Annotated in this window: 9 protein-coding genes; 6 read left to right on the forward strand and 3 right to left on the reverse strand. The window is 50.7% G+C overall.

All coding sequences use genetic code 11. The features are described from left to right. On the forward strand, positions 1-1,106 hold a 1,106-nt coding region (locus ACOI06_RS11080; protein ID WP_420662650.1), incomplete at its 5' end, for a Fic family protein. Positions 1,107-1,125: 19 nt separating this feature from the next. Here the strand turns inward: ACOI06_RS11080 and serB are convergent. Further along, a complete protein-coding gene (serB, locus tag ACOI06_RS11085; RefSeq protein WP_420662651.1) occupies positions 1,126-1,992 on the reverse strand; it encodes a phosphoserine phosphatase SerB in 867 nt (288 codons plus the stop codon). A gap of 14 nt (positions 1,993-2,006) precedes the next feature. After that, the gene (mfd, locus tag ACOI06_RS11090) at positions 2,007-5,492 is read right to left on the reverse strand and encodes a transcription-repair coupling factor (protein WP_420662652.1); all 3,486 of its coding nucleotides are present in this window, start codon (positions 5,490-5,492) and stop codon (positions 2,007-2,009) included. Between the two features lie 269 nt (positions 5,493-5,761). Here mfd and ACOI06_RS11095 point away from each other — a divergent pair, with 269 nt between their 5' ends. From ACOI06_RS11095 to ACOI06_RS11110, 4 genes are read left to right on the forward strand one after another with little or no spacing between them, the layout of a single operon-like run. Then, positions 5,762-6,511: a 2-C-methyl-D-erythritol 4-phosphate cytidylyltransferase gene (locus ACOI06_RS11095; protein WP_420662653.1), complete on the forward strand. Its 750-nt coding sequence runs from the start codon at positions 5,762-5,764 to the stop codon at positions 6,509-6,511. Beyond that, positions 6,483-6,980 carry a 2-C-methyl-D-erythritol 2,4-cyclodiphosphate synthase gene (gene ispF / locus ACOI06_RS11100; RefSeq protein ID WP_420662721.1) on the forward strand — a complete coding sequence of 166 codons (498 nt, stop codon included), beginning with the start codon at positions 6,483-6,485 and terminating at the stop codon, positions 6,978-6,980. Before ACOI06_RS11095 ends, ispF begins: the two co-directional genes overlap by 29 nt. A 58-nt stretch (positions 6,981-7,038) precedes the next feature. After that, positions 7,039-8,319: a tRNA (adenosine(37)-N6)-threonylcarbamoyltransferase complex dimerization subunit type 1 TsaB gene (gene tsaB / locus ACOI06_RS11105; RefSeq protein WP_420662654.1), complete on the forward strand. Its 1,281-nt coding sequence runs from the start codon at positions 7,039-7,041 to the stop codon at positions 8,317-8,319. Further along, entirely contained in the window at positions 8,316-9,296 is a 981-nt protein-coding gene (locus ACOI06_RS11110) for a uracil-DNA glycosylase (protein ID WP_420662656.1), read from the forward strand. The genes tsaB and ACOI06_RS11110 overlap by 4 nt, the downstream gene beginning before the upstream one ends. A 53-nt stretch (positions 9,297-9,349) precedes the next feature. On the opposite strand, the gene lplT is transcribed toward ACOI06_RS11110, so the two are convergent. Then, positions 9,350-10,651, reverse strand: a complete 1,302-nt coding sequence (gene lplT, locus ACOI06_RS11115; RefSeq protein ID WP_420662657.1) for a lysophospholipid transporter LplT — start codon at positions 10,649-10,651, stop codon at positions 9,350-9,352. Between the two features lie 101 nt (positions 10,652-10,752). On the opposite strand from lplT, the gene smc reads away from it, so the two are divergent. Further along, positions 10,753-14,283, forward strand: a complete 3,531-nt coding sequence (gene smc, locus ACOI06_RS11120) for a chromosome segregation protein SMC (RefSeq protein WP_420662658.1) — start codon at positions 10,753-10,755, stop codon at positions 14,281-14,283. Positions 14,284-14,295 lie beyond the last annotated feature (12 nt).

Consider the following 14,295-nt stretch of genomic DNA (forward strand, 5'->3'; position numbering starts at 1 on the left):
CTAAAGCGATTATGCACGAGGTGGGACAACCACTTGTGGCGCGTCCTTCGGTTGAATATAACCACACATTTCTGGACGACTATATGCCGAATGAAACGTATTATCTCAGTGCGGATATGCGCGCTGAATTACGGTCTCACGGTCAACTTGACGATCAGAATATGCCTGCGGGCACCTTTGCACGTCATTTGGCGAATCGGTTACTGATCGATTTGTCTTGGAATTCCAGTCGGTTAGAAGGTAATACTTACTCGCTATTAGAAACGGAACAGTTGATTTCTGTAGATAAAGCCGCGGCTGGTAAAAGCAGTCTGGATATGCAAATGATTCTGAATCATAAAGGTGCGATCGAGTTTTTGATTGATACAGCGGGAGAAATTAGTTTTAACCGCTATACGATTTTTAACTTACATGCGCTGTTGTCAGATAACTTACTAGCAGATCACACTGCATGTGGCCGGCTTCGTTCGATTTCTGTCGGGATTGGACAAACGGCTTTTCTACCTTTGGATGGACCACAGCGAATTGATGAGTCTTTTACACGTTTCCTTGAAAAGGTGTCAGATATTCAGGATCCGTTTGAACAGGCATTTTTTGTAATGGCTCATCTACCTTATTTGCAACCATTCGAGGACGTGAATAAACGAGTATCGAGACTGGCTGCGAATATCCCGTTCATACAGAACAATCTTTGTCCGCTGTCTTTTGTCGATGTGCCCCAAGATCTGTATATCAGCGCGATGCTTGGCATTTATGAATTAAATCGTGTTGAATTGTTACGGGATGTATTTGTTTGGGCGTACAAGCGGTCCTGCGCCCGCTATTCAGTCGTTCGTCAAACGTTGGGAGAGCCTGATCCCTTTCGTTTGGTCTACAGAGAAGAGATTATGCATGTTGTGGCAGCGGTTGTTCGGCAAGCGTGCACTAAATCGCAGGCGATCGATTATGTTGCCCGTTACGCGCAGGATCAGATCGAAGATTCCGATCATGATCGTTTTTTGGAAGTCGTGCACACACAATTGCTCAGTCTGCACGAAGGTAACATTGCGCGTTATAGAATCAGGCCCAGTCAGTACCATGCTTGGCAACAAAACTGGGCCTCTTGATTCACCTATACGGTGACGTTTACTCGGTTTCTTTGAACCAGTTCACTACTGCATCGAGTGGGCTGTGGTTTAACGCAAAGTTGGCTTGTGCCTGAACCACAGGTTTTGCGCGATAGGCCACAGAATAAGTGGCCAGTGCCATCATTTTGAGGTCATTGGCCCCATCACCAATCGCAATCACTTGGTCGGGTGAGGTGACACCATGTTTTTGTGCAAACTGGTTCAAGTAGTCTGCTTTGGCTTGTGCATCAACAATGTCACCCAGCACTCGACCGGTTAATCGGCCTTGGCTGTCTTCTTCGAGTGTGTTGGCTTGGGTTTCATCGAGTCCAAGACGTTCTTGCAGTCGTTTGGTAAAGAATGTGAAACCACCAGAAACCAGCAGTGTCCGAATGCCTGCTTTTTGTGCTGCCGTGATTAATTCCTGTGCACCCGGGTTGAGCTGGAGACGCTGGGTGTATACGTCGTTTAAGACAGAGGCATCCAGACCTTCTAAGAATGCGACACGCAGTCGAAGACTTTCGCTAAAGGATGCGATTTCACCGCGCATCGCACGTTCAGTGATTGAGGAGACTTCATCTTTGCGGCCGGCAAATGCGGCAATCTCATCGATACATTCGATATTAATGAGCGTGGAGTCCATGTCCATCACTAAAATTTTGCAATCACTGAACTCAGCTTGTGGATCAACATACGCATAGTCAGCGAGTAGATCTTGGCACCATTGCACCACGGCTTGTTTGTCTTCAGGTGCTTCTGAGGCAGACAAAAGTCGGGCTGCACTTTTACTGGTCCATTTCACACCATTGGCTTGCGCAATCGCTGCAATCTGGTCAATAAGGTGTTTATCAAGCGCGGGAGACTGAATCACGAGATCACGAGACATCTGATTGATTTCCTTCAAGAAGACATTTCACGCAAGAGCTTGGCGATCACTTGTGCGCGCTCTTGCAGTGTTTTTGTGATGAGTTCGGTTTTTAAACGATCGGGACCCGCAAACTTGGTGTCTTTGCGGGATTGAATGATTTCGATGAGGCGAACAGGATCAACCTGCGTATCTTGTTTAAATTGAAACAAGATTTGTTCGTCACTAGCATCGATTTTACGAATGCCAAGCGGCTGTGCAATGACTCTAAGTTTGTGCAAGGTGATGAGTGCTTTGGCGGGTTCTGGCAGTTTGCCGAAGCGATCAATCATTTCTTCTTGCAGCACAATCACGTCATCTTCACTCTGAGCGCCAGAAAGGCGTTTGTAGAGGTTGAGTCGAGCATTGACATCGGGGCAGAAATCCTTGGGTAATAGAGCCGGGGTGTGAAGTTTGATTTCACAGCCCGTATCAAAAGCAGAGTCTAAGCTGGGTTCACGCCCGTCACGCAGTGCCCTGACAGCTTGCTGAAGCATGTCGTTGTATAGACTAAACCCAACCTCATGGATATTGCCTGATTGAGAATCACCCAAGATTTCACCGGTGCCACGAATCTCCAAATCGTGCATGGCCAGAAAGAAGCCTGATCCCAGTTCTTCCATGGCAGAAATAGCTTCCAAGCGCTTTTTGGCTTGACGCGTTAAAGCATCTTCGCCTGGTGTCAGTAAGTAGGCATAGGCCTGGTGATGTGAACGACCCACACGACCACGCAACTGATGGAGCTGCGCTAAACCAAAGCGGTCAGCTCGATGCATGATGATGGTGTTAGCCGTGGGGACGTCAATCCCGGTTTCAATGATGGTGGTGCACAGTAAGACGTTATAACGCTGTTGATAAAACCCACGCATCACTTGCTCGAGTTCACGCTCATTCATTTGTCCGTGGGCAATGCCGATGCGTGCTTCAGGAATCAGCTCTTGTAACTTCAGCATGCGATTCTGAATGGTGGAGACTTCGTTGTGCAGAAAATAGACTTGTCCACCACGCCGTAATTCACGCAACATCGCTTCGCGAATGGTGCTGTTGTCTTCTCGGCGCACGAACGTTTTAATGGCCAGTCTTTTTTCTGGGGCTGTGGCTATCACAGAGAAGTCCCGAATACCATCAAGTGACATGCTCAAGGTACGTGGGATGGGTGTAGCTGTGAGTGTGAGTACATCCACTTGTGCCCGTAATGCTTTGAGTGTTTCTTTTTGACGGACCCCGAAACGATGTTCTTCATCAATGATGACAAGTCCCAAGCGTTTGAACTGCATGCTTTTAGAGAGTAGCTTGTGGGTGCCAATGACAATATCGACGGAACCGTCCACGACACCCTCAACGGCCGCACGCACCTCTTTAGTGGTTCGCATGCGCGACAGTTCGGCGATTTTAACGGGCCACTGCGCGAATCGGTCTGCAAATGTTTGTGCATGTTGTTCTGCCAGTAGGGTGGTGGGGCACAGCAGAGCCACTTGCTGATTATTGGCGACCGCCACAAAGGCCGCCCGTAAAGCCACTTCTGTTTTCCCAAAGCCGACATCACCGCAGACGAGTCGATCCATGGGACGGGTGCTGGCCATGTCCTCTAAAACAGCTGCAATGGCTGCGGCCTGATCAGGCGTTTCCTCAAAACCGAACTCGTCGGCAAAGATTTCATAATCATCTTCAGGCACGGCAAAGACATGTCCTTGTCGGGCGGCGCGTTGAGCGTACAGCTCCAGAAGTTCGGCAGCGGTATCACGAACCTGTTCGGCCGCTTTGCGTCGAGCTTTATCCCATTGGCCAGAGCCCAGCTGATGCAAAGGTGCATTCTCCGGATCAGCACCACTGTACCGAGTGATCACTTCAAGTTGTGAAACGGGGACGTAGAGTGTGGTGTCATTGGCATAGGTTAGATGTAAAAACTCCAAGATCCCTTCACCAAGATCCATGTCGATTAGACCCATATATCGTCCGACACCATGTTCGGTGTGAACCACGGGGTCACCGACTCGCAACTCCGCCAGATCACGAATCATGAGCTGTGGGTCAGATTGTGTGGCTGCCCGTTTACGTCGACGTGAGCTCACGTGCTCTGGGTATAGATCGTTTTCTGTTAGGAGAACAAATGCATCGTCATGTGAAACAAATCCACCCGACATGGGGGCAATGACTACCTCAAATCCGCCTTGTGTCTCGATTGCTTGCGTCAATGTTTGTGCTTGATCGTCTGCGTTTAGACCGTATTCAGCTAACAAGTCGACGAGTGTTTCACGTCGACCAGCAGAATCGGCACACAGGACGGTGGTATAGGACTGATATTTTTCGAGGGCTTGGCGCAGCAATCGCAGCGGATCGTCGGCTTTGCGTTGTATGGCGACATTGGGTGCGCTGTCAAACCCAGCCGCTTCACCCTGTGATTGACCTTGTGCTTCGCCCTGTAGGTTGAGTGTGAGTCGAGCGTAGGGTTTGAGTTGCTCAAATACCTGATCGGTTTTTAAAAAAAGCGATTGGGGCGGTAAGACAGGACGTTCTCGATCGGCATTTAGAAACTGATAACGACTTTGTGTGTCGGTCAGAAACTTTTGCATCGTGCCTTCAACATCGCCCTGTAAAACGATCAGACTTTCTTCGGGCAAATAGTCAAAGAGCGTTGCAGTTTCTTCGAAGAATAAAGGTAGATAGTATTCGGCACCTGCAAACGCGATGCCATTGCCGATGTCTCGATAGGGTAGAGCTTTTGAGGGGTCACCTTCGAATTGTTCCCGAAACCGTGACCGAAATAGATTACGCGCCTCTTCATCCATGGGAAATTCGCGCCCCGGTAACAGTTGAACATCGCCCACTGGGTACAGACTGCGTTGGGTGTCGACATCAAAGGCTCGGATGGACTCGATCTCATCATCAAACAAATCAATCCGATAGGGAACTGCAGAGCCCATGGGAAAGAGGTCGACTAGACCACCACGAATACTGAACTGACCCGCTTGCATGACTTGTGTGACGTGATCGTAGTTAGCCAGCACCAGTTGTTCACGCAATGCCGCTTCATTCAGACGTTCGCCTTGACGGAAGGTGAACGTGTGCGCCGCTAAAAAGGATGGCGGGGCTAGTACGTATTGCGCAGTGGTGGCGGGAACTGTGAGTACATCCACTTCGCGCGTCATCAATGCGTGGAGGGTGCGCAAACGCTCGGAGACTAGGTCTTGGTGCGGTGAGAAGCTGTCGTATGGCAGCGTTTCCCAGTCGGGCAAACGACGAATGTGCAAATCCGGCTGCAACAAGGCCATTTCTTCGGCTAAGCGTTGAGCTTGCAAAGGGTCGGCGGTCACAATTACCAAGGTGCGAGGTTTTAAGGATTGGGCAACTTTAGTGAGAAGCCAAGCATCGCCTGAACCTGGCGGACTGGCGATACTCAGACGTTGCGCAGATTTTATGCGTGTGATCTGGTTAAGCAGTGATTGTTGTGTGTTGGATGCTGGAGATTGGACCGTGGACATTGTGAGCGTGTGATGAGCGGTAAAGCGTTTTGGCAATCAAGGCGATAAAAACTATCCATTCATAATATGCAGCATAGAACCGAGCGCTGGCATGGATGATGCGTCGAATCGACGTGTTCCGGAATGGGTCGCACTGTGAATCTGCCAATCAGGCTAACATTATCCCCCAGATCCACTTTTAAATGGGTAAAACAGGACGGGCAGTGTGTCTTGGAGCATTAAGTGCGAATTGATTGTTTAGTTCGCACAAAACAACGGAGTGTGTCGCTATGGCAGACAAAATAGTCGCAATTGTGCCAGCGGGTGGTATCGGTCAGCGTGCGAATGCAGGGACTGGAATGACGATCCCCAAACAATATCGCCCGATTTTGGGACGCAGTATGCTGCGCCGTAGTGTCCAAGCTTTGTTAGCTGATGCGCGTATCGCAGAGGTTCTCATTGGAATTCAAGCCCACGATGACTGGGCGGTTGCCACCATTGAAGATTTAGAGCGAGTGTCGTTAAGCCCTGTCGCAGGTCCGACGCGTGCCGAAACGGTGCTTGGGGTTCTTGATGCGGCCTTGTTAGAGGGCAAACTGGCACCGCAAGACTGGGTTCTGGTGCACGATGCGGCGCGACCTGGGCTCCCAAAACAGGATTTAAAATCCTTAATAGATGCTTGTGTGCATCACCAGCAAGGTGGGCTGCTCGCACGGCAAGCGACTGATACGGTGAAGTTTGCAGGCTTATCAGATGGTATTAATGGGCCGGTTTGCAGTGAAACGACCCTGCCTAGAGAACAGGTTTGGTTTGCACAAACCCCACAAATGTTTCGGGCGCAGCCGCTTTCAGAGGCTTTGCATGCTGGACTAAAGAACGGCGAAGCACTGACCGATGAGGCCAGTGCCATGGAACTGATGGGTGAGCGCCCATTATTAATTGCTGGTTCGGCACGTAACTTTAAAGTGACGTGGCCAGAAGATTTTGAACGTATGGAGGCAGTAATTGAGCTTGAATATTCGGATAGGACAGGGGTTTGATATCCACGCGTTGGTTCCTGCTCGACCACTCATTTTAGGGGGTGTTCAGATTGCGCATAGTCATGGATTGTTAGGTCACTCCGATGCCGACGCATTGCTGCACGCGATTACGGATGCGGTGTTAGGCGCAGCCGGTCTGGGTGATATTGGTCGCTTGTTTCCTGATACGGATGCGGCCTATGAAGGTGCAGATAGCCGGGTTTTGTTGAGAGATGCCATGGCTCGTGTTCATGAAGTGGGCTGGCGTGTTGTGAACGTGGATGCCACGATTCATGCGCAAGCCCCGAAGATCGCGCCCCATGCGCCTCAGATGGTCGAGAATGTGGCCCATGATCTGGGTGTGGCGATTGATTGCGTCAACATCAAGGGTAAAACCAACGAAGGGCTTGGGCATATCGGTAAAAAAGAAGGCATTGCTGTGAGTGCTGTGGCTTTGCTGATGCGAGGCGGTGACAGCGTTGCGATGTAGAATGATTGTCTTGGGGCAACTGTCTGGGTTGCTTTGCCTTCGTAACTAAGATTTGAAAATGATGAAACGACCGCTTCTTGCGATTGATACGGCTGGTGCCGTCTGTGGTATTGCGCTCTATCAACGTGGTGAGGGGCAGCAGGAACGTTTGTTCACTCGTGAGCTCGAAGGGGTACGTGGACATGCGCAGCACATTTTGCCACTGATTGATGAGGTGCTTGCACAGGCGAACTGTACCCGAGGCGATTTAGGTGCAGTCGCATTCAATCAAGGGCCGGGTGCTTTTACGGGTATTCGTCTGGGCTGTAGTGTGGCGCAAGGCATGGCATTGGCTTTAGATCTACCCGTAATCCCCGTGGGTATGTTGCCCGCATTTGCTGCAGGACTGAAAGCACCCGCGCAAGATGGGTTGTGCTTAATGGCGGCCGATGCCCGCATGGACGAGGTGTATTTTGCGGCTTATGGGCCTTATGGACCGCATGGGTCGTATGAGCGTCTGACGCTTCAATGGCCTGTACTGATTTCAGCGCAAGACTGTTTGCCTTACATCGCACGTCGACTCAGTTATTGGGTTCGAGCTGCAGGTGTGCAACAAGTGACTCTCGCTGGCGATGGCTGGGCTTTGATGAATCAAACGCTTTGTCATCAGACGCTTCAGGAGGCGGTGCCTGAGATTGTGCTGCAGGATTGGCACGCACAAACGCCAACAGTGGATGTGCAATCGATTGCCCGTCATGCTTGGGATTTATGGCAACAGGGTCGGTATGTTGATCCTGCTCTGGCTTTGCCTCTTTATCTGCGTGACAAAGTGGCTTTCACTACGCAGGAACGTGAGCTCGGGCAAGGTGGCAATCCGAAGGCTGCGCAGCCAGAAGATATTTTGTTGTTACCAATGAGCGAACATGATTTGCCTGAGGTCGCAGCCCTTGAAGCCGAAAGTCAAGTTTCACCTTGGCGAGAAACTCAATTTAAAGAGGCTTTAGAAGCTGGTTACCCCGCTTGGGTTTTGCGTAACAGTGCAGATCAGCTTGTGGGCTTGTGCGTCATGATGATTGCGCCCGATGAGGCGCATCTGCTCACGATTGCAGTGAGTTCCGATGTTAGACGACAGGGACTGGCTTCTAAGTTGCTTGCACAGGTGCTCGAAGTGGCTCGTCAGAGTCAAGCTCAACAGATTGTGCTTGAAGTGCGTGTCTCCAATCAGGCGGCTAGATTGTTTTACGAGCAACATGGTTTTGTGGAAATTGGTATGCGCCGTGGTTATTACCCATGTCCAGAGAACGGGCGTGAAGATGCGCAAGTTCTGGCGCTTCGATTGACGGCAGGTAGTTCAGCATGACGAGCGCACAAAGATCTCGGGCGCAACCCATGCGTTTGCCTGCTTTGCAGCATGCGAGCTTGCGGGTGATGGGGATTCAATTGCCTTGGATTCTGGCTGAGGTCACGCAACAGGCTGAACAGAAAGAGGTGATGCCGAGTGAGGTGGCACAACGGCCATTGCATTCTGAGACACCACCGTCAGCGGTGAGACATGGAACACAAGCACAAAGTGAGGGTTCTGCTTCTGTGGCTGCTGCACCCACGGTGCAAGTTCCGAGCGATGTGCAGGAACTCGTTGAGGCAGCCCGACAGGCGGCTAAAACGGTGGGACGGTCTCGTCGTGCTGGATCAGAGGTGCGCGAGCCTGTCACGCAGATGGCAGCGCAACCGATTCAGCTTTCCCGGGTGGTTGTGCCTGCAGAGCTTGCTCAAATGGATTTGGCGACTTTGTCGCAACACATCTCGCAATGCACAGCATGTTCCTTGACGCAGGCGCGTCATCAGGTGGTGGTTGGTGAAGGTCAGGCAAGCGCTCGATTATTGATTGTGAGTGAAGCGCCTGGCGAACAAGAAGATCTTCAAGGACAGCCCTTTGTCGGTCCCGTAGGTGAGCTGTTTGACAATATGTTGGCGTCGATTGGTTGCAACCGACAAAACGATGTGTATATCACGAACGTGATTAAATGCCGACCAGTTGGCAATCGCAATCCTCGGATGGATGAAATTGCCAGTTGCTTGCCTTTCTTAAAGCGTCAGATTGAGCTGGTCAAGCCTGACGTTATTTTGGCGATGGGACGCTTGGCTGCCGTGACCTTAGTTGATAGTGCCGTCCCACAAAATACAGTGCACCAGCTCAGAAAACCCAACCAGACGACTACGATCGGTGATCGGTCGATTCCGGTGGTCGTGACTTATCATCCGAGCTATTTGATGCGCCGTGCGCAAGACAAGCGTTTAGCTTGGGAAGATCTCAAGCGCCTAGCGACATTTCTGTAAGCGCATCAACGACTTATCAATACAGGCTCTGTTAAAGACCACTGAGCGTTGCTTTAGAGTGCGGTGCCGTGGTCGTGCCGGCCGATTTCTTTCAAAACATCTGGGTGGTTCTTCAGGTTGCGTCGGTTCCAAATGATGATAACCAGCATCAGAACGGCAACCAAAAGACCAAAGAGAATAATGATGTAGCTAATGGGCAGCTTGAGCCATAAGAGTAGGGCGTAGACAGCGACCATCAAGAGAATGTTGATCTGTTCGTTAAAGTTCTGAACTGCGATCGAATGGCCTGCGGATAGCAAGACGTGGCCACGGTGCTGAAGCAGCGCATTCATAGGTACCACAAAGAATCCAGAAGCCAAACCGATCAAGAACAACAAGATATAAACAGGCCAAGGATCGTAAACAAATGGCATGACCAACACGATAAGTCCCATGAGCACACCCATGGGCAATACCGTGAGGGCTTTGGGCAAAGGCACGCGGCTTGCTAATAAAGCGCCGACCATGGTACCGATAGCCGTGATTCCCATCAGAATAGAGGCTTTGTCCAGATGATATCCGAGTTGGCTTGAGCCCCATTCAATCACAATGAGTTGCAAGGTGGCGCCCGCCCCCCAAAAGAGCGTTGTGACGGCCAGAGAAATTTGTCCGAGTTTGTCTGCCCAGAGAATGCGCACATAACCCCAGAAGACTCGAATAAGCTTGACTGGGTTTTTTTGTTGTTTGGGATATTGCACGTTGGTTTTTGGGATCAGCAGATTGCACAGTGCAGCAGCAACGTAAACAAACGCGATACATAAAATAGCGGCTTCAGCTGGGGTTTGTACAAATCGGTGAACCAGTTCGTGGCTTAAAAGCCATGAGGACACCATAGGGGAGATGAGAACACCACCCAGGACCGTACCTAAAATGATGGAGATGACGGTTAAACCTTCGATCCAGCTATTGCCTTTGACCAGATCCAGCGGATCGAGCATTTCAGTGACAATGCCGTATTTGGCGGGCGAATAAGCAGCTGCACCCACACCCACTAGCGCGAATGCAAAACAAACTAAGTAAGCCTGATAGTCTGCCGATAGACCAAACAGCCAGTAATAAAACATGACGAGGCAGCCAACGGTCTTGAGTGCGTTGGTGGCAAACATAACGCGCCCTTTGGGGAAACTATCTGCAATTGCGCCGACAAAGGCGGACAGCAGCACATACATGGCCGCAAAGCCCCACTTCATCATCGGTGCCATCCAGTCTGGACCACCGAGTTGCTGAATCAGTGCGATTGCGGCAATGAATAAGGCATTATCGGCTAATGACGATAATGCTTGTGCTGCCATAACGAGATAAAAGCCTCTACCCAATCGCGTGACCCCTTGAGATGATGCACGAGTATAGCCGTTGAATGGCCAATCTGTGAGGTATTATTTCAGGATACGACAAGACTTTCATCACGGATGCGTTAGTGCGCCTGACACATATCAAGCTGGCTGGCTTTAAATCTTTTGTAGACCCGACCGTGATCCCAACACCAAGTCAATTGGTGGGTGTGGTGGGACCGAATGGCTGCGGCAAATCCAATATTATGGATGCCGTACGCTGGGTGCTGGGCGAATCTCGGGCAAGCGAGTTACGCGGTGAGTCCATGCAGGATGTGATCTTTAGTGGATCAGGCGAGCGCAAACCATCTGCTAGAGCGTCAGTCGAATTGGTGTTCGACAATCAAGAAGGGCGTGCTGCAGGTCAATGGAGTCCATTTGCAGAGATTTCTGTGCGCAGAGTACTCACTCGGGATGGGACTAGCAGTTATTTCATTAACCAGCAATCGGTTCGACGCAAAGATATCCATGATCTCTTTTTAGGTACGGGTTTGGGATCGCGTGGTTATGCCATTATTGGCCAAGGCATGATTAATCGTCTGCTCGAAGCGCGACCGCAAGACATGCGCGTGTATCTGGAAGAAGCGGCCGGTGTTTCTCGCTACAAAGAACGCCGACGTGAAACAGAAAACCGATTGCGCGATACCCATGACAACCTATTGCGGGTCAATGACATTATTCAAGAGCTCAATAGCCAGCAAATCCGCCTACAGGCTCAGGCTGAAGTTGCAAAGCAATACGAGACTCTGCAAACCGAAATGCAATGGAAGTTGCACGCGCTTTGGTGCTTGCGTGAACAATTAGCTAATGATGAAGCCAAAGCGCTGGCATTGCAGACTCAGCAAGCTCAAACGAATCTAGAGCAGTCACTGGCACAGATTCGTCGTTTAGAAACGGAGTTAACACAGCAGCGCCAGCAGCATTATGACGCCAGTGATGCTGTCCATAAAGCGCAGGGCGAACTGTATGAAAGTAATGCGCAGGTGGCGAGTTTTGAAGCGCAACTGCGCCATGCCGCCCAGACGCGTGAGCGCATCGAGTCGCGTCAGCAGCAACTGCAGACACAGATCGAACAGTGGCAATCCCAATTGCAATATTGCGAGGAAGAAATTGCCCGTCATCAAATCTTGCTCGATCAGGCGCAGATGGATGTGGAGCAAACGCAAGCACTTGCTCAAGAGGTCGGTGAGCAACTGCCGCAAATTGAGTCACAGGTACATCAGGCCCTTTCTACGCGCGAACAGTTGCGTACACAAATCACCCGTTTTGAGCAACAAAATGCACTGGCCGATCAACGTACGCAAGATGGACAACGACAACTTGAGCAACTGCGTGCGCGCCATGAAAGGCTGAGCCAAGAGCGCTCGTTGCTAGACGAACAAGATACCGAAGTGCTCGAATCGTTGGTGATCGAGGTCGAGATGGCGCAAGAGCAACTAGTGCAAGCACAAGCACAGCTTGACTCACTAGAGGTGAATTTGTCTGAGAGAATCCTTGAGCGCCGAAAAGCTCAACAGTCGTGCCAGGCCTTAGAGCAACAGCATTCAAACTTGCAAGCACGTTTGAATGCGCTTGAAACACTGCAGAATCAGCTGGCAACAGGGGATGCGCTGCAGCCGTGGCTACAACGTCAGGGGTGGCAGGATTGGCCTAGACTGTTGCCTCATTTGAAAGTGGAATCAGGTTGGGAAGCCGCTATCGAGTCGGCTTTACAAGATCGTTTGTATGCGTATGAAACCGACGAGTTGGGGACTTGCTCATGGGATGCATTTGAATCACCGCCCGCACGCTTGAGTGTGTTTGAGCGGCCTGATTCGGTGGTATCTGTCGTTAAAAATGATCAATTAATACCTTTAAGTCATTATGTATCGGCAGAAGATGAGCGTCTGCGTTCGCTGTTGCAGTCTTGGTTAACAGGCTTTTATGTCGCGACTGATTTAGCTGAAGCCGTCGCAAAACGCGAAGCATTACCGGTTGGCGGTGCTTGGGTGGTTGCGAGTGGCCATGTGGTTGATGCTTGGAGCGTGCGCTTCTATGCACCGGACTCTGAGCAATCTGGCATGCTTGCGCGTCAACAGGAGATTGAGGCGCTACGTGATGAGTTTGAAGCGTTAGAGCCTGTTTTAAACAAGCGGCGTGAAGATTTAGAAACGCTTGAGGCGCAATGTGAAGAAATCACACAGTCGTTGACCGAAAGTCGCCAACAGGTGGCAGAACTTACGCGTCGCCATCAGGAAGCTGTGCTTTTGCAGCGTCAGCGTACGCATGAAATTGAGCAAATACGTCTTCAGGCGCAACGCCTAGATCAGGATCTGGCTGAAGTGGATGCACAACACCAAGAACAAGTCCGACAGTTGTCACTGGTGGATGAGGCGCGTGACGAGGCGGATGCCTCGTTAGAAATAGCGCAGTCGCAGTTAGAAGACGTTGAGCAAACTTGGGAGTCGCTCAACGCTCAAATGCAGCAGATGCAAGCCCATGTTCGACAAACGGAACGCCGTGAGCAAGAGGCTGTGTTTGGGCAACGTGCCACACAAGCCAAGATTGAAGAGCTTGAGCGCAATCAGCAACTGTCTGCCGAACAAAAACGTCGCGATCAGGTTGAATTAGAGAACTTGCAGATCGAATTTGAAACACTCGAAGAAGATTCCGTGCGCGAACGTTTGCAAGAAGCGTTGGAAATTCGTCATGAACGCGAGATGGCTTTGACGACGCTGCGTCAGAGTATGGATGCTTTGGCACATACCTTGCGTCAGACTGATGAGGCGAGACTGACGCTTGAGCATTCGATGGCGCCGGCCAGAGAGTCCGTGACGCAACTTCAATTAAAAGAGCAGGCCGCCCGTTTGTCCGCAGAGCAGTTTGAACAACAAATCAAAGAGCATGAAGTCAGTCGCCAAAGCGTAGCGGCTTATGTCCAGACGCAAAGCGCTGATTGGACTAAGCCCGGCTGGTTGCAGTCTGAGGTGCAGCGCATCCGTCGTGACGTGGAAGCCATGGGTGCGGTGAACTTAGCGGCGTTAGAGGAGCTCAAAACAACTCAGCAGCGGCTAGAATACTTACAAGCACAGCATGAAGACTTGGTGACTGCCATTGAAACACTCGAGGCAGCCATTCAGAAAATTGATCGTGAAACACGGGATTTGTTGCAAACAACTTTTGATGCGGTCAATGAGAACTTTGGAGCCTTGTTTCCACAGTTGTTTGGTGGTGGGCGAGCGCGTCTGGAAATGACTGGGGATCAAATTCTGGATGCAGGTGTCCAAGTCATGGCTCAGCCGCCTGGCAAACGTAATACGACGATTGCGTTATTGTCAGGGGGTGAAAAAGCCTTGACCGCCATTGCTTTGGTCTTCGCATTGTTTAAACTGAACCCTGCGCCGTTTTGTTTGTTGGATGAGGTGGATGCGCCGCTCGATGATGCAAACACAGAGCGATATGCAAGGTTAGTGAGCAGTATGAGTGAACAAACACAATTTTTGTTTATTTCGCATAACAAGATTGCGATGCAGATGGCAAAGCATTTGATTGGTGTCACAATGCAAGAGCAGGGGGTATCTCGCATTGTTGCGGTCGACATGGATTCAGCGTTGCAAATGGCATCACAGGCAGCCTGACGAGGGGAGCGG

Origin of the sequence: Orrella sp. 11846, from assembly GCF_048820935.1 — a bacterium.
GTDB lineage: Bacteria > Pseudomonadota > Gammaproteobacteria > Burkholderiales > Burkholderiaceae_B > Algicoccus.

Excerpts from the sequence above, each read along its gene's own strand:
- tsaB (WP_420662654.1), top strand. The coding sequence starts at position 7,039 with ATGATGAAACGACCGCTTCTTGCGATTGATACGGCTGGTGCCGTCTGT.
- ACOI06_RS11095 (WP_420662653.1), top strand. The coding sequence starts at position 5,762 with ATGGCAGACAAAATAGTCGCAATTGTGCCAGCGGGTGGTATCGGTCAG.
- ACOI06_RS11110 (WP_420662656.1), top strand. The coding sequence starts at position 8,316 with ATGACGAGCGCACAAAGATCTCGGGCGCAACCCATGCGTTTGCCTGCT.
- serB (WP_420662651.1), bottom strand. The coding sequence starts at position 1,992 with ATGTCTCGTGATCTCGTGATTCAGTCTCCCGCGCTTGATAAACACCTT.
- mfd (WP_420662652.1), bottom strand. The coding sequence starts at position 5,492 with ATGTCCACGGTCCAATCTCCAGCATCCAACACACAACAATCACTGCTT.